This window comes from Azospirillum sp. UENF 111221 (genome assembly GCF_058780625.1).
This window is the reverse complement of record NZ_JBSNCH010000001.1, coordinates 23,644-43,976: the sequence shown is the minus strand read 5'-3', so window position 1 is coordinate 43,976 and position 20,333 is coordinate 23,644. Positions and strand designations below refer to the sequence as shown.

At 62.3% G+C, this 20,333-nt stretch carries 14 protein-coding genes; 3 read left to right on the top strand and 11 right to left on the bottom strand.

The window, feature by feature from the left end; genetic code table 11:
• Positions 1-79: 79 nt before the first annotated feature.
• The 3 genes from ACWPN3_RS00185 to ACWPN3_RS00175 form a co-directional block, all read right to left on the bottom strand.
• Positions 80-1,126 carry a site-specific integrase gene (locus ACWPN3_RS00185; protein WP_492242380.1) on the bottom strand — a complete coding sequence of 349 codons (1,047 nt, stop codon included), beginning with the start codon at positions 1,124-1,126 and terminating at the stop codon, positions 80-82.
• A 190-nt stretch (positions 1,127-1,316) separates the two neighbouring features.
• Complete coding sequence (locus ACWPN3_RS00180; RefSeq protein WP_492260971.1) at positions 1,317-1,670, bottom strand: DUF4145 domain-containing protein; 354 nt, start codon at positions 1,668-1,670, stop codon at positions 1,317-1,319.
• Positions 1,667-2,557: a hypothetical protein gene (locus tag ACWPN3_RS00175; RefSeq protein WP_492260970.1), complete on the bottom strand. Its 891-nt coding sequence runs from the start codon at positions 2,555-2,557 to the stop codon at positions 1,667-1,669. The genes ACWPN3_RS00180 and ACWPN3_RS00175 overlap by 4 nt, the downstream gene beginning before the upstream one ends.
• Before the next feature lie 234 nt (positions 2,558-2,791).
• Here ACWPN3_RS00175 and ACWPN3_RS00170 point away from each other — a divergent pair, with 234 nt between their 5' ends.
• Both ACWPN3_RS00170 and ACWPN3_RS00165 read left to right on the top strand, forming a co-directional pair.
• Positions 2,792-3,109, top strand: a complete 318-nt coding sequence (locus ACWPN3_RS00170) for a hypothetical protein (RefSeq protein WP_492242382.1) — start codon at positions 2,792-2,794, stop codon at positions 3,107-3,109.
• Positions 3,110-3,571: 462 nt separating this feature from the next.
• Positions 3,572-5,101: a hypothetical protein gene (locus tag ACWPN3_RS00165; RefSeq protein WP_492242383.1), complete on the top strand. Its 1,530-nt coding sequence runs from the start codon at positions 3,572-3,574 to the stop codon at positions 5,099-5,101.
• A gap of 472 nt (positions 5,102-5,573) precedes the next feature.
• On the opposite strand, the gene ACWPN3_RS00160 is transcribed toward ACWPN3_RS00165, so the two are convergent.
• The 4 genes from ACWPN3_RS00160 to ACWPN3_RS00145 form a co-directional block, all read right to left on the bottom strand.
• A complete protein-coding gene (locus ACWPN3_RS00160) occupies positions 5,574-9,491 on the bottom strand; it encodes a hypothetical protein (RefSeq protein WP_492242384.1) in 3,918 nt (1,305 codons plus the stop codon).
• A gap of 267 nt (positions 9,492-9,758) precedes the next feature.
• Positions 9,759-11,144, bottom strand: coding sequence for a tyrosine-type recombinase/integrase (locus ACWPN3_RS00155; RefSeq protein WP_492242385.1), 1,386 nt, complete (start codon positions 11,142-11,144; stop codon positions 9,759-9,761).
• A gap of 115 nt (positions 11,145-11,259) precedes the next feature.
• Positions 11,260-12,234 (bottom strand): hypothetical protein, encoded by a 975-nt coding sequence (locus ACWPN3_RS00150; RefSeq protein ID WP_492260969.1) that lies wholly within the window; start codon positions 12,232-12,234, stop codon positions 11,260-11,262.
• Positions 12,234-13,391 (bottom strand): KAP family P-loop NTPase fold protein, encoded by a 1,158-nt coding sequence (locus ACWPN3_RS00145; RefSeq protein ID WP_492260968.1) that lies wholly within the window; start codon positions 13,389-13,391, stop codon positions 12,234-12,236. Before ACWPN3_RS00145 ends, ACWPN3_RS00150 begins: the two co-directional genes overlap by 1 nt.
• Positions 13,392-13,679: 288 nt before the next feature.
• On the opposite strand from ACWPN3_RS00145, the gene ACWPN3_RS00140 reads away from it, so the two are divergent.
• A complete protein-coding gene (locus ACWPN3_RS00140; RefSeq protein ID WP_492242387.1) occupies positions 13,680-14,912 on the top strand; it encodes a hypothetical protein in 1,233 nt (410 codons plus the stop codon).
• 37 nt (positions 14,913-14,949) lie between these two features.
• Here ACWPN3_RS00140 and ACWPN3_RS00135 read toward each other — a convergent pair whose 3' ends face one another.
• From ACWPN3_RS00135 to ACWPN3_RS00120, 4 genes are all read right to left on the bottom strand, one after another.
• The gene (locus tag ACWPN3_RS00135; protein WP_492242388.1) at positions 14,950-15,747 is read right to left on the bottom strand and encodes a TniQ family protein; all 798 of its coding nucleotides are present in this window, start codon (positions 15,745-15,747) and stop codon (positions 14,950-14,952) included.
• Entirely contained in the window at positions 15,744-16,916 is a 1,173-nt protein-coding gene (locus ACWPN3_RS00130) for a TniB family NTP-binding protein (protein WP_492242389.1), read from the bottom strand. Before ACWPN3_RS00130 ends, ACWPN3_RS00135 begins: the two co-directional genes overlap by 4 nt.
• Positions 16,895-19,090: a TnsB C-terminal domain-containing protein gene (locus ACWPN3_RS00125; RefSeq protein ID WP_492260967.1), complete on the bottom strand. Its 2,196-nt coding sequence runs from the start codon at positions 19,088-19,090 to the stop codon at positions 16,895-16,897. Before ACWPN3_RS00125 ends, ACWPN3_RS00130 begins: the two co-directional genes overlap by 22 nt.
• Before the next feature lie 506 nt (positions 19,091-19,596).
• Positions 19,597-20,316: a hypothetical protein gene (locus ACWPN3_RS00120; RefSeq protein WP_492242391.1), complete on the bottom strand. Its 720-nt coding sequence runs from the start codon at positions 20,314-20,316 to the stop codon at positions 19,597-19,599.
• Positions 20,317-20,333 lie beyond the last annotated feature (17 nt).

Below are 20,333 nucleotides of genomic sequence, written 5' to 3'. Positions count from 1 at the left end.
CGGGCGGCGCCTGCTCCTGCGCGGCGAAGAGGGAGGCTCCGTTCAGGCCTCAAGGGCGGGCCTCCTCAGCCACCGGGAGTTAGAGCCCGAGCTTGCCGGCCGAACTGCGCCGGAACACGTTCGCTTCCCGGATGTACCGTCGCGTCATTTCCGGGTTGTGGTGCCCGAGCTGAGCCTGGATCGTGCGCTCGTCGCCGTCATTCATGGCGACGGTGGTGGCATGGCCGCTGCGAAGGCTGTGGCCGGCGTACTCAGCCGGATCAAGGCCAGCATTCTTGGCAGCCTGTTTGACAATCAAGGAGACGGCGCGGTCGGACAGCCGGTCCGGTTGGACATAGCCCCCGCGGTTCACGGAGCGGAACACCGGTCCATGGACGATCCCGGCAGCCATCATCCAGTGGCGCAGGGCCAGCACCGGGCAGGTTTCCGGGCGCTCGCCATAAGGGACACCGATGGAGCGTCCATGCCCCTCCTGGTCGGTCTTGGACGAGGTCAGGCGGATTTTAATGCCCTCGGTGTGCACCTCGATCCAGCCCGTGCCATCCGCCGTTTCACCCGGCCCGTGATCAAGGCCGACCAACTCCGAGCGGCGGAGCGCCGAGGCAAAGCCGAACAGCAGCAGGGCCTTGTCGCGCTTGCCCTTCAGATCGTCGCTGAGCGCACCGACCATGGCCAGGAGGTCATCGGCCACTGCTGGCGTTTTCGCTTTGCGAAGCGCGCCAATGGCGCGGCGGATGCCCCGCCAAACATCGCGCACGGCCGGATGGTTGGTGTCGAGCGGGAGGCCTTGGATGCGGTGGGCTTCACGGAGCGCAGAGAGCCGGCGCTGGATGGTGGACGCCTTGAAGCCGGTCTCCGCCAAATGCGTGATGTATAGCCCGACGGTTTCTGGCGTTGCCGGCAGGGAGGCCACCTCATGTGCGTCGCAATAGCGGCTGAAGTCGCTCCAGTCGGCCTTGTAGGCGCGCTTGGTGCTGGTCGAGCGCGATTGATCGGCGAACTGCTTCGCCTTTTCCGCCGTCGCGGTCAGACGCTCAAGGGCGGTGCCCATCGTCACCGTGACAGCGTCGGCCGTTCTAATAGTCGGCGAGGCTTTTGGTCTCCTGGTCATGCCGATACCGGCCATGCTGGGGTCTGTGCAATTGACCGAGGGCCTTCCTTCAGCAGTGTGCGAATGCAGGTCGCATTCTGGCGGTCTGGCCAAGAAATATAGTCGAAAGACGACATTCGGGGTACTTTGAGACCAGCAACATCAGGAACGCTACCTGAGAGCAGCAAGCTCATCAATCCTTTCCCATATTGCATAATCTATCCGTCTAACGCTGCGGCGTTTCACGCTTAACCTTTGTGGCCGCTGCAGCGAGGACGAAGGCTTGTTCAAGAAAGCGCTCGATGACTATCACGCAAGTGTTGACGCTCTCAGCCGTCGGTCGGAAGGCACGATGTGCCGCCGCGTTGCCGGCGTCCGTCACGATTTCCAGGGCCTGCCTTTGCTGAGCAGTGAGGTGGCCGGCTTTCTCGGTTTCTTCCAACTTCCTTCTGAAGCTGCCCGCATCCCGCTCCAACAGGATTACAGAAGCACGATCAAAGGCCGTCCGCACCCCGATGGCCGCAAGCATCAGGAGGTCATGATCGAGGGCCTCGTAGACCTCTTCGACGGCTTGCCTCAATGCTTCGTCCTCAAGAGTTGCGACCCACGTCGGCTTTTGGCGTGCAGAGCGTGCCGGCCAGTAGGCGATTTCCACCGGAATGTAGAGACTTCTTCACCGGTGAAGGGGTCATGCTGCACGTCTTCCCACTCTGAGCAGGTGATCTCCCGCTTCACGAAAGGGATCCCACAACCACGGCACTCCAGAACGGTGAAGACTTCCTTGATCCAAGAATCCTCACCCAACGGACGCTCGTGTTCGGTCCGGGAGAGAACATCAGCCCGTCGTCCCGGCCCGCAGTTGTTGCAATCAGCAAGGACCATCGCGCGCTGTTTCGGAGCAGGAGGATGTTGACGTTCCCGGGTATCGCTTGCTGGCGGCCGGTACGCACCTCCTCCCTGCGTACCGTGATTGCCTCCGTCGATCGCCGCCCAGCCCTGACCGGTCAGGCCCACCTCAAGATCCCGCGCGCCAGGTTTGATCAACTCCTTCCTGATCCCGTCCGCGACCAGTTCGGCAACGTCCCGTTCATTAACCACGCCGACCAACGACGCGACGGCGGCCGGGTCGAGTACCACCGTGCCATGATGATGATCCGCCAAGCGGCCACCAATGATCCTCAGGAGGCGCGGCAGCGTTTCCGCCATACCCGGAAGGCGGCGCGTCACCAGTTCATCAAGGTTTCCGCTCGTCACCATCTGCGGCGTGCCCGCCGCGGCACCGATCCGGAGAGCGTGACTCAGACGCGCCCAAGCCACGTCATCTCGATCCAAACGACTGGGCAGCATCGCTTCGGCAGAACCGCTGATTTGGAAGGCGCCGCAGCGCGGGCACGTGATCCGGCTGAAGTCACCGGTTTTGGGCTCAAGAGTGGCGCTGGACCGGCACACCGGGCAGTCGATCTGCATGCGGAGGATACTCTGGAAGGGCCGAAACGAGGCGCCGGTTGCCACTGGTGTCAAACCGGGGGCGAGCGGCTCGCTACTGTAACGACCTGAATGGAGGGCGGCAAGACATAGCTTCCGATAATGTGGCCTTATCGGAAGCTACGCCTCCGCCCGGCAGAAATAGGGACCTTGGAAGAAACAGGCCGGTTTGCTTTAATTCGGTCCCCTCCCCTTCTCCGCGCGGACGATCCCCCCATGCTGATGCCGGTCCCCGACCCTGCCGCCCGCGCCCTGGAGCGCACCGCGTTGGCGCTGGGCCGCCTGGACGCCGCCCTCGCCGCCCATCCGCTGCGCGCGGCCTGGACGCAGTGGAGTGTGTTGGGCGCCGCCTGCCGTCAGGCCGTCACCGACGGCCACGCCACCAATCCACACCGCCTCGCCGCCTTCCTCGAAGGCCTGCCGCTGACGGTGAACCGCGATCTGGCTCTGGCCGAGCGCGGCAGCGACCTCCGGGCGTTGGCCCACGCCGCGGCGCTGGTGTCTTGGATGACCACCCCTGTCGCTTTCACCTGAGACTTTTCATTGAAAATTTTCAGCATCAAACAGCTTTGGTCGCATAACAAGAATGCAGTTGCGAGCCCCACAAGATTCAACGAAGTCAACTGTCTGAGGTCTAGGAAAGGTTTGAAGTGCAAGAATCCGGGCGCGTAACCTCTCCCTTTCGCGACAGCCTGTGAATTGGCGTAGGGTTCTGACGCCGATTGGTATGGGAACATGTTGGTAAAGATGGAAACTCTGGGCCCCGACCGCGTGCTGTTTTACAGTTCGGGCCTTCGCTGCTGAGATGCTTGAACATCATCCCAAACGATGCGCGGTTGAAAATCTGCTTGGCTGGTGGCATGATTCCCTCCGGTTGCCGTCGCCAGCCGCACGCGCCCTCATGGGTTTGACGAAGACGGTGCAAACAAGTTCCTGCCGATCATCCACTGTGATCCCCAAGGGCTTTCCGCAACGCGTGCACCGGTTCGATGCCCGATGGAGATCATCATGGACGCCCAGATCCTCAAAGGATTGGCTGAGCCCCTGCGTGCCTATCTCGCTTCCCATGATTTGACGATCAAGCATGGCCATGCACTCGATTTGCTCGCAGCCCTCCCAGGGCTGCGCAATTGGCCCGAGGTTCTTGCCTTTCCGGCCCGAGTTGCGGAAGCCCGTCTCGATGACCGGGCCATCGCCCGGCTGACCGGACGCCTGGAGGTGAAACACGGCGTTGCCGTCGCCCCGAAAGCGCTCGAGCGGGCGCTTCTCAGCGAGCGGGCACCGGAGCGCATGGCGACGACGATCTGGCCGGATGGTCCCATGCCCGGGTTGTACGTGGCCACCTCGGAAGAGGCTGTTGATGCGGCGATTCGCCGGTACCAAGCCGCAACCGATAGCGCGCTGACCTACACCGAAGGCTTGGGAGCCGATTCTGGCTCGGCGATCAACCTTGGCGACAGCGGTCTTTTCTCGCCGGGTTTGAGCCGCCTTCCGAGCGGTACATTGCTCGTGCTCGGGCCGTTACTCCTCGTGCAGGAATCCTGGCGGGACCACAGTGACCGAATGATCTGTGCCAGCAACCTGGTCCAGGACGCGTCGGTTCGCGTCATCGTCCTGGTGGAGACCCCCCAGCCGACCAATCTCCACAGGGATATCGACCTCCTGCTGCGCCTGGACATCGACGATCCGCAAGAGGTGGTGACCGATGTGCTCGGCATCGTAACAGAGGATGGCGAGATGCTGGTCAAAGAACCGTTCGTCGATAGCCACGCCTTGCTGCCGGCGGCGCAAACGTTCACAACCACGCAGCAACTGCCCGAGGCCCTCTCCAGGGCGTTGGAGGAAGGCGTCCGGCGCCGCCCCTTCGGCTGCGTGGTCCTGGGAACCGGATTCTTCGAAACAGAAGCCAAGGGGTTGCTGGAAGCGACGATGCCGCTGACGGATCACGCTGGCCCCGCCGCCCGCGTGATCGCCAACGACCGCATCGGCTACGGCGGGGAGGCCCCGCTGTCGGAGTACTTCCGAGGCCTGCCTGTGTTGCCCTCCATCGAGAGCGCCCATGCCCATGGCTATCGTCGGATCATCATCGAGCGGCCCGACCTCAGCTCCGTCCAGGCCATGGCCCCTTATACCCGTGACACCTGCTTTCTGGTTGAGGCGTCCGCCGCCTGCGATGTCGAAACCGTATGGTCGCGCCTGTACGTCGAGCATTGGGCCAATTCATGCCCACCGGATGCCATTGTTGCCCTGCTGGCGGTGCAGTTTGTCAAAACGAAGAGGGAAACACTCGCGATCTGCGATGCTTACATCGGGGGAGGACTACCGGGCGCCAGCTCTATCATGGGCGACGAGTTTTCCGATCAACTGCTTCATCACAGGCTCTTACGATGGCAGGACCAAGCCGTGGAACTGCTGTCCGCCGGCCGGGTATCACTCCAACAATTGAAGAAGAGCCTGCGACATCCCGGCCTAGAAGAATTTCTGTCCGCTCGAAAGGCCCTATCTACCTCTGACAAGAGTTCCTGATGATCGGCTACGATCAACGGGGTTGGATAAAGGACGGCAGCCGGTCGGCGCCCGATTTCGGCGATCCCGCATCGGCCACCTTGCTGCCCGCTCGAGCCCCCCATTGATCCAGCTGCTGCACTGATAGCGCCCTCCACCGGGGTCGGAATAATCCGGCTCCGGTCCAGGCAAAGGGAAAGGGGCTCTGCGGCGGCAGACACAATGACGAACCAGTCCGGGATGCGGCACGGCCGGCAAACCGGCGTGGAGGTCTGAGGCTGTGAATCGGCGTAGGGTTCTGACGCCGATCGGCGTGGGAACGTGTTGGTAAAGATGGGAACTCTGGGGCCTCGACCGCGTGCTGTTTTACAGTTGATCCGTGGTGAGGCTGTTTCAGCACCAGAATCATACACGAATTCAGCGGTTTAAACTCGCGCCCACCGCCCCAGCTTCAAACCTGGTGAATTATCCAGGGTAAATGGACGATTGCCCCTCAACATTTCCGACGATCGAACAGCACCCCGATCACCGGAGCCAACCGCTTCAGGCGTGGCAGAAACGTCAAGCTGCAGCAGACACGCACTGGCAGAGAGTTGTGATCGGGGTTGATGTTGACCAGCCACGCCGTTTCACCGTCGAAGTGAATACGTTTTAGATAGAACTGCTCCGTGTCATCTTCGCCCTCGCACGCAGCGATGACGATCCTCCCCTCCAGGTCGAGCATCCCCATCCCGTCTACCCAAGCTCCGGCAATGACCGAGTGCCCGTCCAAGGCCCGTGGTTCGGCGCTGACGCCGTCGACCTCGAATAAGTAGGCATCGGCCGGCAGACCGATGGCATCGTCGCTGCCCAGTTCAGCGATATCGTCGGCTACACCGAGTGCCCCAAGGGCAATACGGGAACGCCAGATCACGCCCGTCACGGCTTTCAGTTCCGCACTTCCGCGGGGAAAGCGGACCGGCGCCACCGGTCGGTCCACTGTCTGCGACATGGCTGCGAGACTGACAACCGGAGCCTGAGGGGAATCCTCATGCAACCGGCCCAACAGCAGACGGTCGCCGGCGGCCGCAACGACCAGATCGCCGTCAGCCGGCCGCTTTACCATATGCACCAGGATCGTATCGCCAGCCCGAACCAAGGGCGCCAAGCTGTCGGTGGTTGCCATCACCGCGCCGAAAGGAGCCAGCTTCCGCGGCTTCTGCTCGACTTCCGGCGCTTCGATCACCACCCGACCGCCGGTTAGTGCTGCAACACGCCCGGCGAAAAGCAACGGTCGGGCCAGGAAATGGTCTTTCCCGCGCAGCGGAATCACTTTAGCCGGCGGCCCCAAGGCGCCGCGGGCGACCGTGCCGTTGCCGGCCTGATGCAGTTCGACTTCCCGACACGCAACAAAGAGCCGACTTTCTAACGCATGTTGCCAAACTTGGTGAACCAGCTCGGCATCCTTGCTGTCGAGCTGGCGAAGCCCGGCCTCATGATGGGCTTCATTCATGGTGCGGCGGAACACGGACTGATTTTCCAGTTCATCCGCAAATTCCTGAACTCCTCCCAGCCGCAAGGACCCCGGAATGTCCGCCTTCTTGAATTCTTTCAACAGTCCGCCTACCGTCGTGTCGGTGACACGTACGCCAGCATTGCGAAGCAGCCCCTCACACACGGCCTCGACATGCTCGCGAAGGGCCTTGATGTAATTCTGTGCATGGCGCTCCACATCGCAATTCGATGTCTTAGCCCCTTGAAACTCTTCCCAACACCGCTTCAATGCATCCCCATCGAAAATCAGGTTCGGCTTAGTAGAGTTCAAATTAAGCCCCAGAACCATGATGGGCCGGGCAGGAAAATTGTTGAGGCGCAAGCATTTGAGGAAATTTTCGTCGTGGCTCGTAATGATGAATTGAGCCAACCCCACCTGCGCCATGCCGCGGAAATGCTGTACCCAGCGTTTGGCGTGCGCGCTGTCGAAACTCACCTGAGGATCATCGGCCAGCAGCAAAGGCAGGGGGATGCCACCGAACCGCTGGATCGCACGCTCGCGGAAAGCGAGGTAGAACGACCATAGAAATGCACGGAGCCACGACGTATTGGCCAAGTATCGGGCGTCGACCCGATGTCCGCCATGACCGAAAGCGCCGATGAATTGGGTCTGGCCTCTCTGACCTGCCACAGCCTCCGGGGCGACCAGCATGCGGCCGTCGTATACGCTTTCGAATATGGTTGCCGCCCGATCGGAAACCGATGCCAGTGCCGCCTCCGCCTCCTGGTTCACGTAGGTCCGTAATTCACGGAGCGGCAAGAGGGCTTCCTTGATGGCGTCCTTCAGGTCACGCTCCCGACCCAGGTCATCGTGGCGCTTCGCCGCGGTGGCCGCATCCTCCAGTGCTTTTGCGGCGGTCTCGAATGGCTTCGCCCGATCAACGGCGTCGTCCACTGCCGCACAAGCGCCCAGAAGGGTTTTGGGATCGTCTGCCGTCCCCATTGCGGCTTTCCAAGCCGCAGCAACGGCAGGCTTGGCCGCAGACCACCACTCCGCCCAGATCAACAGCCAACCCGCACGATCGAACGCTTTGCGCAACCGATCGTCTTCTCCGACAAGTGGGGGCCCATCGAGAGTGCGAGCCTGATGACTGTTGCAGGTCGGCAGGTCAGCCAGAGCGCTGGTCAGTCGGCGGACGGCGGTCGTTCGTGCCTTTTGGGCAACGATGCCAAGATCCATGTTGTCTTCGAGAACGCGCCGTAAGGCTTCGGCCACACTACGCGCTGGATCGGCTCCGGGGTCCGTGCCCCTGTGCTTCCTGATCGTTTCCGGAATGGAGGCAACTACCTCGTCCGATAGCTCACGGCAGCACTCACTGAAGGTCTTTTCAACGCGTCCTGCTTCCTCCCGCAGTTGCTCGAGCTCTTGGGCCAAGGCTTGCCCGTCGGCGTCCGAGAGCGGTTTGCGGCACAACGGACAATGGGTGACCGGTACGCTTTCCCCATGCGTCTCGTGGTGAAAACGCGCGGCCACGGCCTTGAGCCGCAAGGCGTGATCGGCCAGTTGCCGTTCGCGGATCACCTGGGCACGGCCGTACTTGTCACGAACCTCCACCAAGATCTGCCGAATGCGTGCGAGCTGTTCCGATTCTTCCGCCTGACGGAGAGCCTCGAACAAGATGACCAGGGGAACTTCTGGCAGCCGGTCACCGTCGAAGCAGCCGTGCAGACGAGCGATGGCCCCGGCAACGGATTTGCGATTGCCCTCCACGCTCAAATCAATAGCATCGGCAATGATGCCGGCAACGGCTTGAAGCATCTTCGCAGCTTGTCCGGCGAGTTCCTGGGCGAACTGCCGTGCCTGCGCTTCCCGCTCATGCCGAACCGTAGCGGACAGCGCAGCCTTCGGCGGAACATGGATCGAAAGCCCGCGCAATGCCTCGTCGGCACGCCCGACGTGCTCCTGGAAGCGCCGCTCCGCGTCCGTGATATCCTTGGCGCTCGGCGACCTCATGAAGGTGGAGTTGCCATGGATCAGGGCGCTGACGTGATCGGCGAGCCTACCCAGGGGTTCAAGCCCAAGCAGCTTTACCAGAGCGGCAATTTCGTTCTCGCTCGTGTTCACGCCGATGAATGGGATGCGGTTGGGCATCATCACGGCGATCTCGACGGCGATGTCAGGGACGCCCAGTGCGGTGAAATCCGGCTCTTCCATGACGCCATCTTCGGAAAGAGAGCGGTGGAGTTCCGTCGTATTGCCGGCGTCGTCCGTGAAGGTCAGAATCACCTCGGCTCGGCCTTTGACCGCGGTGATGTCCTCGGACGGGGTGCTCCAAGGATACGCGATCACCGGCGGCCAGCGGCGCGCCACCTTGAGGCGGGTCTCCTTGAGTTGCCCTTCGGGGACGGCGGGCTCATAAAGCGGATGGGCGTCATTGACATCCTTGACCGGGCCGGCCTGGGGAATGAGCCGATGGCCGGTCAAGGCCCACACGATGGCGCTGACCAGTGACGTCTTACCCCGGCCGTTGTAACCCTCGACACATACTCCTTCGCGGCTGATGTTGAGAATGAAGGGTTCGCCGTTCAGAGCGTTGAGGCCACCAAAGGACCGGGTTTCAATGCGGGACAGCCACTGGACTTTTGTCGCCTTGTCCGCCGCGTCCATTGCCGAAACGCCAGGCACCTCATGACCGTCTCGCTCAGTTGCGTCATCCCCGAGAAAGGCGGCCTTCAGGCCGTCCAGATAAGGCAGAGGAAAGGGTGACGAGGGAAGGTCTGGCTGGTCGAGCAGATAACGAAACAATCGCCTCTGAGCTGGAATTTCCAGAGTGATGCCTGCAAAGGGTTTGCCAGACAGCAATGCCCGTTCAATCCCTTGGCGATCAGGAATACCTGCCTCCTGCACCTCAGGGTGATCGAGCATCTGCATTGCCATGTCACGGCTCCTTTTTGCCGCCCATTCCTCCCGCCTAAATCGATTGGGCTTCGACGTATGCTCGTTATGAAACACGCCGTCGTCAAGTGAGTGAAGTTGAGGGTGCTGCCCGAATCGGTGCCGGCTTCTGATCAAGACCGGACGATGTCGTGGGGCACTCGTCCTGGAATTCAAGGATGCACAAGAGAAAGCAGCGGACAAAGCATCCGTCCGGACTTTATTCCTCGTAATAGAGCCGACCCGGCAGACTCCATCTTGGATGGGCAATCAGGTGTCAGCCGATCCTCGCGCTCTGCGGACCCGGGCCACCGCTCCCCTTGTTGCCCGCAAGCGCTCGGTGTAGCGCGCCGGCATCACCGGCGAGGACCAGCGCCCCGCCTGCATTAGCCCGGGCAGATCGACGCCGGCGGCCAGCAGGTCCTGGGCGGCACCGACACGCAAGCTGTGGCCGCTGAAGCCGACGGCCAGCGGGTTGGCTTCGCCGGTGCGCCGCTCCACCACGCGGCGCACCGCCGCCGTGCTCATCCGTTCGCCGGCGCCGCTGCGCGACAGGTGGCAGAACAGAAAAGCCCCGTCCCGGGTGTGCGGCCCCTCCCCGTCCGCGTCGGCCGGCCACCGTGGTGCCACCGCCCGCCAGGCGGCGAGAGCCGCCACCGCCTCGGCCGACAGCCAGGCCTCGGCGCCCTGCCCGTCCTGGTCGGTCTTGGAACGACGGATGCGAATGGTCGCCTCGCCCGGCCGCGCATCTGGGTTCAGGGCAAGATCGACCGGGAGGAGGTCCGCCCAGCGCAGCGCCACCAGCTCGTCGGCGCGGGCCAGGGTGTCGCGGCCGACCAGCAACAGCGCGCGGTCGCGGAGATCGATCGGCTTCAGCGGTTTCGGCCGGTCGAGCTGGGCGGGATCGAGACGGTCGAGGATCGGCGCCAGAACGGCGTCGGTCAGCGCCGCCGCCTGCAGCCGCTCGGAACCCACCTCGCGCGCGTGGCCGCGCCGCTCCAGCGTCACGCTCCAGTGCCGGCAGGGGTCGGTGTGCCCGGCGGCGCGGTGGATCAGGCTGATCGACGCGAGATAGCGCGCCACGGTCGCCGGCTTGCGAGAGCCACCGAGTTCTCGGATGTAGCGCCCGACGGTCATCGGCTCGGCCGGCAGCCAGGACAACCCCTGCTGCCCGCACCAGCCGGCAAAGAGGCGGATGTCGGCCTCGGTGGCGCGCAGCGTCGCCTTGGCATAGCCGCGCTGGGCAACGTCCATGAAGCTGTGCAGCGCCGCCATCGCGGTGTCGGTCAAGTCGGGCACTGGCACCGGCACCGCCACGGCCGACCCGGCGCAGGGGTTGGCGAAGCCGCCGGCGGCGTGCCACCAGGCGATTGAGCTGCGGTAGCGCCGCAGGGTAGCGAGCGACCGCCCATCGGCCGAAGCCGCGGCCAGGAAAGCGTCTACCGTCTCCCGGCTGGCCGGCATCGCTTGGCGCTTGGCCTGACCGCACCAGGTCACGAACAGCTTGCCATCACCGACCAGCGCGCGCCGGGTAGACGCCGCCATAGTCCGGGCTGCAAAGGCCGCGCGCAGGGCCTCGACATCGCTGCGGGATAGCGACGGCACGAAGGCGAAGGGAATGGCGATGACTGCTGCAGCAGCGTCCGCCTCATCCATGGCCGCCCCTCCTTGCCGCTTCACCGGGGTCATGACTATAGTATCGCGAACGGGTTTTCGGAGCATGCGGCCAAGACGTGGCTGTCAGGTGCCCCAGACCATGGGCTGGTGGACATTACGCGGCTCCCAGACGTTGAATGGCCCTCAGCCGGGATCGTTGGAATCGGAACTCGCTCCATGCGGGAGCCTGCTCATCGACGGTATTGAGTCGCCACCGCAAGATCGCGGTGTCAACAAACCGCTCGAGGACATCATCTTCGACATAACCTTCCCCGTGGAAGGCCCGGACAAACCTGACCAGCGCGGCATCGTCGTGCTGAATCTGCCGAGTCATCGCTTCTCGGTGCTCCGCTCCCCAGACATCAACCTCATGGGCCAGCAGCAGGGGCTCTGCGCTTTCGACGCTGGCAAGCAGCCGATCACCGATATGGGCGGCCACGACGGCGGCGCCCAAGTCATGGGCCAACTCCCGCACGATCGCGGCCGGAAGCCACCCGCTGGGCTCCCGCGCGGGCTGGCCGAAGAGCCCATGGGCAAAAAAATGGTGGCGCAGGAGCCAACTCGGGGCATCGAACTCACCGGCGCCGATGAGAGTTGACAGGGCGATTCGGACCATTTCTAGCCGCGCCCCGTCACCACGACGGTACACAATCTCGGCAAACCGATCGAACCAGCGGCAGAGCGCGGTGACGGTGCCGATCCCAGTACCGCTGGCGACGCTGGCCGTCGAGACGACCACACGGGGCATCGCGCCGAGCACCCGAAGGGTTCGCGTCGGATCGCCATCCCCGACATCGTCGTAAATTCCCGCCAAGCGGTCGAGCAAGGCCCAGAGCCGCTGCTTCATCGCGGCGGACCGAACATGCTCCAGCATGGCCTCATCACCAAGCTTGAGAAACGCCATGACATCCTGTCGGGAAATGGCGCCGGGCATCAGACCAAGGCGCAACAGGGTCATCAGCGCGCCATACCGGCGCAGACCGTCTGGCGGTTCGCGATCCTCCCGGATCTCGCCGGGGTTCAGACGTGGGAACAGCACCCCCAGCAGGCGCGCCGCCGGCGACGCTACGTCCACGCCCAACCGAAGCATCAGCTCTCCCGGATTGGCTCGCCCGCCCTTGAGCACCTCTTGCCAGTCGGTGCCTTCCCGATGGATGGGGGATCCTGCACGACCAGCGCCGGCTGCCGGCGGATGGCTTCGATCACTTCGGGCGCCTTGGCGCGCAGGATGATGAATCCGAGCAGGTCCGCCCAGTCGACCTCGCCGGCGACCATCGGCGCCAGAGCCGCGTACATGCCGCAGACCCGACGGATGTCGCGCGGCGTGGCCATCAGCGTGCCGGCGGCAGTCGACACGAGTTGGTCAAAGCGCGGGTCATTGCGCCAACCGACCGGCAGGAGCCCCGCCGGCGCCGCCGCTTCCAGCTCTGCGATCACTAGGGCCATGATCTCGCCCGTCAGAGTGACGGGCAACGGCAGCTCCAACTGGACGATCTTCTCCAGATAGGCGTTGCCACGCGCCTCCCTCTCGTCAGCCGCCCCTGCACCCAACGCTTCGACGACACGGTCGCGGTCGTAAGCCAGCAGGTACGAAATGCCGGGAAAGTCGGCAACGGCACGAACCAGTTGAGCGACCGCGCGGACCTCGGCATCCTCGACGCGGTCGAGTTCGTCGATAAGAACGACGATTGGTACTTCGACACCCTCAAGGCAGGCTTTCAAATCTTTATGCTGAGCGGCAAGGCTTTCCGTCCGATCCAACGCCTCTCCGACCGCTTTCAGCGCCTCCCGCAGACCAGGGATGGGCAGGCCCAGTAGTGCGGTCGCCGGTGCTAAGTTCGCCGCGTACTTGGTCAGGCGGCCAGTCAGTTGAGCCGCGACCTTGCCGGTTTGCGGATTGTTGGTGCCCACCGTCTTGATCGTGGCCAGAAGCTCGGCGAAGAATTGCGTAATAATATCGTCGCGCCCGCTGACCAGCCAGGGGTCGAAGCGCACCACCACCGCCGATTCATGGGCAGTCTTGATCTCAGTCTCGAGCAGGTTGAGGATCGACGATTTGCCGCTGCCCCACGGCCCGGTCAGCCCGACGACCACGCCGCTAGCCCGGCCAGCCGGGGTCACCAGGGCGCGAGCGAGGCGACGGACGAACTCGCCGCGGCCGAGCGTGTCCTCGCCGGCGGTGGTGATCGGCCGGTCGGGCCGGTGCTCGGGAAGGACCGCGTCGGGAGTATCTTGACGGTCGCTCATCGCGGGCACATCCTTGCGGCGTGAGGGCGGAGCACCCGCTGGCCATTGCTGTCGCAATGACTGGCGAGGGACGATCCGCCGGGGGCCGCGCCCCGCCGGAAGGACGGTGGGAACGGCCAGATCAGGCGCCAGGATGGTGCCCTTTTTTGAATCCGTCAATGATAACCCCTCGATAAGTGTCATTATCAAGTCGTTATCGTTTTGAGGATTTCCGCGTTGGCGATGTCGATGTAGCTACCTACATTCACTGCAATCGACTGAACTCTCATGGAACTTTCGGTGCCGAGGATGATGATCCTCTCTCTCCTCCCCACCCTACTCGCCGCCGAACGCGCGCTCGGCCGCCTCGATCAGGCGCTCGCCGACCCGGCGCGGCGCCGGCGCCTCGCCGCCGATGCCGCCCGCCGCTCGGCCGCCGCCGTGATCCGCCTCGACGGCCACCGCCTCGACGCCCATGACTTCCAGCGTGCCTTGGCTGCCCCGGAGCATGCCCGGGGCGAGGCCGCCCGCGCCGCCTTGCTGGTGCCGCTGTTCGCCCAGTTGCCGGCCGGCCTGACCACCACTTTGCCGCCGGAGTGTGGAACCGTCCAGCCTAAGGTGCTTCTATCCGCAGAGGAGGCCCCGACCGATGTCGTGGCCGCGGTGCGCGCCTCGATCGCTGCCCTGGAGGCGGTCGACCTCGGGGGCAGCGAAGACCTGGACGACGAGGAAGGCGACGAGGCCGCTGCCCTCCCGCCGCCGCTGACGCCCTGGACCCAACCCTGGCTGGACGAGCTGCACCGGCGCTGGAGTGTTGCCCAGGGCGGCCGTCCGGTCGGCCTTGGCGCGGCCCGCGCCGCCGATGCCGGTCCGGCGCTGGAGGCGGTGGCCGAGGCCCTGGAGGCCGCCCCCGGCCTGCTCGGGGCGGCGGCGGCGATCCGCGCCCTGGCGCTGCGCCCCGACCCAGGTGCGCCGGACCGCCGCAATCCGGACGATGATGCCGAGAGCGCGGCCTTGCGGGCTGCGGTTGCGGCAGAGCGGCCGCCGACCTCGTGGTGGAGCGTGGTGGTGTGGCTCGGCGCCCCCGAGCTGATCCGCAGTGCCTGTCACCTATACCATGCTTGGCCACCATTGACGGCGGCGCTTGCCCGCGACGTCACCGGCTACCGGCTTGCCCTGGCCGGAACCGAGGGCGCCTGGACCCGCTGGGTCCTCGACAGCATGCCCGAGCTGGTGGCGCATGAGCTGGAACGGCTGCACCACCTCGATCTGGTCCAGGAACACTGGGAGGCGCGGCTGGCCACCACGCCGCGGCGCAGCAGCTCGCGGCTGCCCGACGTGCTGGACTGGCTGCACGACCGTCCCGCCTTCACCATCAGCCGGGTGGCGGGCGAGCTGAAGGGGCGCTGCGGCCTGTCGCTGCGTGGGGTGCATCTATTGGTGGAGCAGCTCGGCAAGGCTGGCGTGGTCCGCGACATCGCTGACCGCGGCGGTGAACGAGTCTGGGCCTGCGACCTCAGCTTCCTGCCCCCCGGACGCTGACTGGATAAAGAGGTGCGCGGGAGGCCGTACCGCCTGTCTACGATAGGGCTTCTCGGAACCCTATCGAGGCCAATTTGGCCTGCAATGTCGGTTCGATCTTATGGTTCTTGAAGCGCGTCACTCTCGCTCCAAGCACAGCTGCCTGCCCAATTCGTAACATTGCTACGGCAGCGTCGTGCAGGGGCAAGCGATCAAGAAACGAATGCCTCGACGCTGCAACGACACCGAGGCGCCCGATCAGATACCGGTCCGCCGCAAGATCCGTGTCGTCGAGGGAGGAACTAGTCAGCCCGATGAGATCCTGACCGCACCGGCAATAGCGCGGTGACGCCGGAGCACGTGACGGATGCATCCCGCAATTGGGGCAGACGTGAAGCAACAGCACTTTGTGGAGCGGGCAACTCACCACTCCGACCAAGTCCCACCAAACCCTTCGGTGCGGGCGGCAGGTCACTGGCCCATCCCGCATCTCGATATCAGCGCGCAAACAGTGCGGACAAACGCGTCCAGCAGCACTGACGGCACGATGGTTTGCCGTCGCGCTGACTCGCTCAGTACCAATCCACAGAGTTCCTGTCGGATCCGTGACCAGCGTGGACGCGACGACATTCGCCTCAGCCGTTCTGGTCAGGCGTGCGAGTTCAGCCAAACGACGGCCACATTCGACTTCATGCAGAAAGTCTGGGATGCCAAAGGCCATCTCAGTGACAAAGGCTTGGCTTATGGAGTGGCCGTGACGGACAGCCAAGCGCCCAAGAAGCCCGTAGGCCGGCTCGAACAGAGCCGGTCTTACCCGCAGAGGAATGGGCTGAAGGTGAGGGGGTGGCCTTTTCATGACCGAGTGAAAGGCGTATAAGGCGCGCGCCCCGTCGCCTTGAGCTTGGTGACACGTGAGCCGTCCGCACCAACACGCACAGAAGCCAGGAGCGTGTCACGGTCAGCCTGCAGTTTGTTCCATAGGCATTTCAACTCCGAATTGCTACAAAGGAATGGATTATCAATTTCTCGACTAGCCGAAGCCTTTTCCAGCAAATCAGCATCATCAAGAAGGATATCGAAGTCCAGAATCTGATCAGGCGCATAACTCCGATGCCAGCTGTCATGGACCTCAGCCATCAGCTTCATATCGATGGTGCGGAGGTTCTCAGCCTTCACACGGGATAGAGCTTCACTGAGGTACTTCGATACAATGCCAATCTCGCCGCCGGTGGCCACATAAATGCGTCGTGCAAAATCATGCTTCGCCAAGCCGGAGGGCTCCGGTAGATGGAGCAACTTTTCAAAGGTACTAAGAATGAGCAGGAAATTACGGCGTCCCGTGAGCGTGCCCCAATGATAGGGGGTGAGAATGACCGATGGCTGCAAACGACGATGGAGCTGCTGGTAGCGGGTGATCTGAAGAAGAGTTGGAGACCCTGCGATGACGATCTGACGCTTTGTCCGATTGAGCAATGATTTTATGAATTCAGCGACATCCTCTGTCTGCTCGGGATTTGTGCTGCTTACCAAATGATGCCCCTCGTCAATAAAGATCATTTCGGTATGCATTTGCTCCGCATAGAACTCAATCTTCGTAATGATATCGCTGGTGTTCCAGTGGTCAGACGCCCTATAGCCGAACGCACCGAGCAGCGCAGCAACAAGCGCACGCTGGGTGGTTCCTTTAGCGGCCTCGACATAGATGATGCGACGTTCGTCAGCGTCCTGCAGAGCAGCATCCGAGACGATCGCGGCGCCGTTGATCGTGTTCTCCAGACTGCGATCCCGATACCCGCTGTGGTAGTCTTCCAAAGCAGTTGTCTTTCCAGCTCCTGTTCCACCGACAATCAACAAAGCCCGGGCTTTCAATGACCTGCTCCCTGCTGGTTGAAAGCGACTGTGCAATCGAGCAATGGCAGCCTTAGCTTCAACGTGACTGGGATGAGGCATCACCGCCGTTTCCAAGGAAACGATGGGATCGATACCTTGAAGGTGGACAGCATTCATCGCATGCTTTTGAACCATGACTCGCTAATCCTTTCAACCTCATCCTCCAAATCAGAGTGGATGGATGATGGAGAGGGCGGTGTCGGAAGTGATGGAAGCGGAACAGGGGCTCGAGCGGCTGGCATTTCAGATTGAACAGAAATACTAACGGGCGATGGGAGCGCCGCTGTTGCCAGCGAGGAATACTTACGGTTGGCTGTCAGCGAACCACCAGCCAGAGGTGTGAAGGTTTCACCATTTGAATCGTAGCGGGCTGCCCGGGCCGCCGTCCTAGTGCGAGTCCCGTGTTCGAACTGGATGCGAACGGTCTCCTCTGCCAGGGCTTTCGCCTTTCGCAGATGCTCGATCGTGATCGGCATACCTGCGGCAAGGTTGCGCTTGGCCATCAGTTTATGGACACGATGCTGATACTTGCTAATATGACGGGAAATATCCTGGTCGGTACAGGGCAACACATGCCACTGGCCGTTTTCGTCATCAAGGATCGCAATTTCTCCCAAATCATACGGATCTATCCGCAATGTCCACTTCTTATTCAATCCTCCACGTCGCGCCCTAAGCTCTTCCAGTACCTTTTTATCTGCATAGAGAAGACCTTCGTAGTGAACACCGACGTTTGAAATGGAGCCGGTAATAAGGTCACCGGTCATGCGGATAATTTGGTCGAAGCTGGGAACAGGCCGGACTGGGTAAAGCAGAGTTAATTGGAGCCATTTCTCAAGAGGTGTGACGCCAAGCGCAGGATGTTCCGTGACATGATACTCATCTACAATCCATTTTAGCAATATTTGGTTGATTTCGAACAGAGACCGGCGAGCCCGCGCCACTGGATTGTAAAAATCCTTCGTGCGAGAAAGCACGGTACCTTCCTGGTGACTGAAGACCTGGACGCCAATCGAGCCGAACAGCCGCTCGACTGCCCCTTTGAGCCAGGGTGATTTGACCGGCAGATTGACAACACCGAAATCCAGCATCGCTTCGCTCAGCCGCAGACTATCGGAGCGCAACTCCCGGCCATTATCGGTGAAAATCCACTCGGGGATCCCATGGCATGGCCAGTCATGCTCAAGCCCCTCAATGCCAGACAGGTCTTTTTTCCAAAAAGCGTGAGCCAATGCGCGTTGCAGGGAAGCGTAAGAGGGAACCTCAAAGCTCAGGTGAACGCCCAGGATCACACGGGTGGCACGGTCGAGAAGCGCTGTCAGCCACGGCCTGCCGAGGGGACGGCCGGTGATTGGATGCGTTGCGATCAGATCGATCAGGCAATGATCGAGTTCGACCTCCTCCAATGGTCGTTCCGGAAGCTCGGTGCGCTCAAAAATCCCAAACTTCAGGTAAGCTGCGCGTCGCCCATACCGCCTTTGGTACTCTTCGTAATCGGTATAGCTGCGCTCAATGAACAAGCGGAACGTTCGATAGCTGGCCGGATGCAGTTGGACCGCCCTGCAGGCGTCCTCATATTTTCGAAAAGCATAGGTCTTCCGCTTACGTGGCATGCTGAGGTAGTGCTTTTGGACGGCCTCTTTCATCAGCATATAATGGTCAGCAGCACCAGGAACATGCGGCAGCCCCGGCCGACGTTTACCACGGCGATGTTGTTGAGAAATCAGTATGCGGATATCGCGGCCGTAATGGTCCCACAGTTGGTACCAACCCCGAACGGTCAACGGATGCGGCTTACGGATGGGAGAACGAGCGACCGAGTCTGCACTACCCCAGTCTGGCTTCCGACGACGGCCGATGGCCTCACCAGCACGCTTGGCGATGAGTTCACGGTCTTCAGCTTCCCATTCCTCGTGGTGAGCGGAATAAACGGCCTCGGCCGCAGCTGTGAAGGTATCCAGCCATGTCGAGTGTGCGGAACGCAGAGCATCCGCCATCATCACATAGGCCAAACGGCGTTGAGCGTCTCGCCGGACCTCCTCTGGCCAGTATTCCCAGGTCTTATCCAGAATCTCGGCAAGATGCTCTGGCAGGCCCCTGACGTCGCAAGGGTAATAAGTTAGCCGGCGGCTGGCGTAGGCGTCGTCAAGCTCATCGTCCGACCATGTCCGTGGATCGGAACCTGCCAACGGCTTGAGTAAATAGCCGCCACGTTTGCGTTCGACCACCACCCAAAGGGCCGACCCAGCGGCGTCATCACGAATGGTCAGGCTATCTCCCGGTTGGAACCTAAGCGGCACTGCGCTCATACGGTCCTCCCAAAACTGCAAACCTCCGTGCGATCCGAGCGGGACAGAAGATCCCTTTCTTGTTGCGAAAGGCTCGCTCCAGGCTTAAGAGCGCCTATCAAAACCTTGTCCCGATGCGCTGAGGCGGTTGATTTCCTTCGACCTCGACCGGTCCAGAATCCGCGCTCTTAGCAATAGGCGAGGTCTTCAAGACCGAAGACAATCCTCGGAATTCAGGCGCACGTCCAAAACGATGCGGCTGACACGATGCAAATGCACTGTCAGCCAGGGCCGACCCAGGGACCGGCCGGTAAACGGATGCACCACGATGAGATCGATTTGACGCTGCTCGAACTCAGCTTTCGCCATTCCCCGCTCCAAGCACACGGCGCAGCTGACGCGCGCAGACGGATCAAGTGTGACCCTACCCTGCCAATACTCGAACTCCCGATGCTTGGGAGGAGCACCCACAAAGGACCGAAAGGTTGGGAAGTGGGCGGGCCAAAGCCGGGCGGTCTCGGTGGCCTTCAAAGCAGGGTGCCTGAGCGGCTTTTCCAGGGGCCGGCAAGTGGCCATGGGGTCCTCCCAAGATGCAGCTCGGTGTCAGGTGTGATCGCGGCATTGAGGTCGAGCGCGAGCTCGCCAACAGCGACGAGGCCAAGTAACGCGCCGACGAATTCCGGGTTCGGGCCGAGTGCGATCTGCAGACTGCCAAGGCTGACCGGACAGCCGGCCGCGAGCCCATTTCGAACAACGGAAAGATTGGTCGGGGTCAGGAAAGCCACGGCGGCACGGATACGGCTGCAGTTTGTCAACCGCGGCTGTCTGCGGATTTCCGCTTCAGTCCAGATCTCGAAACTTGCCCCCCGCGCCGCACAAGCATCGATGATCCTTGACCGTCGCCCCTTCAGGCTAGGGTCGGCGTCGAGTTTCCGCTGGGGCAAGGCTTCGCGATAGACGACCCGGTTGTTTCGAGTGATCACCTTGAAGTCGGGCATGTAGCGCCGCTCACTCCCTCCATCCGCCCAAATCACGGTTTCGGGTTTGAGGGCGAAGGCATCAATCTCCGGGTCGATGTCCTGAAGCACCATCAGATCGCGTTCGAGCAAGCTCCCGAAGGGCAATTGGACGCCACACTTGATTGACTGGTACCAACCGGAACAAGATCGGTAAGAGAGGCGAAAAGAGGTTTGAGCGCGAACAGGCGCAACCTCCCAGCGGAAAACGACCTCATCCAACGGTTTCATGGCTTGGGTTCCTCAAT

What these genes read in the sequence shown, in the direction of transcription:
- ACWPN3_RS00160 (WP_492242384.1), bottom strand. Translation starts at nt 9,491, where the DNA reads ATGGCAATGCAGATGCTCGATCACCCTGAGGTGCAGGAGGCAGGTATT.
- ACWPN3_RS00145 (WP_492260968.1), bottom strand. Translation starts at nt 13,391, where the DNA reads ATGAGCGACCGTCAAGATACTCCCGACGCGGTCCTTCCCGAGCACCGG.
- ACWPN3_RS00170 (WP_492242382.1), top strand. Translation starts at nt 2,792, where the DNA reads ATGCTGATGCCGGTCCCCGACCCTGCCGCCCGCGCCCTGGAGCGCACC.
- ACWPN3_RS00120 (WP_492242391.1), bottom strand. Translation starts at nt 20,316, where the DNA reads ATGAAACCGTTGGATGAGGTCGTTTTCCGCTGGGAGGTTGCGCCTGTT.
- ACWPN3_RS00125 (WP_492260967.1), bottom strand. Translation starts at nt 19,090, where the DNA reads ATGAGCGCAGTGCCGCTTAGGTTCCAACCGGGAGATAGCCTGACCATT.
- ACWPN3_RS00175 (WP_492260970.1), bottom strand. Translation starts at nt 2,557, where the DNA reads ATGCAGATCGACTGCCCGGTGTGCCGGTCCAGCGCCACTCTTGAGCCC.
- ACWPN3_RS00155 (WP_492242385.1), bottom strand. Translation starts at nt 11,144, where the DNA reads ATGGATGAGGCGGACGCTGCTGCAGCAGTCATCGCCATTCCCTTCGCC.
- ACWPN3_RS00140 (WP_492242387.1), top strand. Translation starts at nt 13,680, where the DNA reads ATGATGATCCTCTCTCTCCTCCCCACCCTACTCGCCGCCGAACGCGCG.
- ACWPN3_RS00165 (WP_492242383.1), top strand. Translation starts at nt 3,572, where the DNA reads ATGGAGATCATCATGGACGCCCAGATCCTCAAAGGATTGGCTGAGCCC.
- ACWPN3_RS00185 (WP_492242380.1), bottom strand. Translation starts at nt 1,126, where the DNA reads ATGGCCGGTATCGGCATGACCAGGAGACCAAAAGCCTCGCCGACTATT.
- ACWPN3_RS00130 (WP_492242389.1), bottom strand. Translation starts at nt 16,916, where the DNA reads ATGGTTCAAAAGCATGCGATGAATGCTGTCCACCTTCAAGGTATCGAT.
- ACWPN3_RS00135 (WP_492242388.1), bottom strand. Translation starts at nt 15,747, where the DNA reads ATGAAAAGGCCACCCCCTCACCTTCAGCCCATTCCTCTGCGGGTAAGA.
- ACWPN3_RS00150 (WP_492260969.1), bottom strand. Translation starts at nt 12,234, where the DNA reads ATGCTTCGGTTGGGCGTGGACGTAGCGTCGCCGGCGGCGCGCCTGCTG.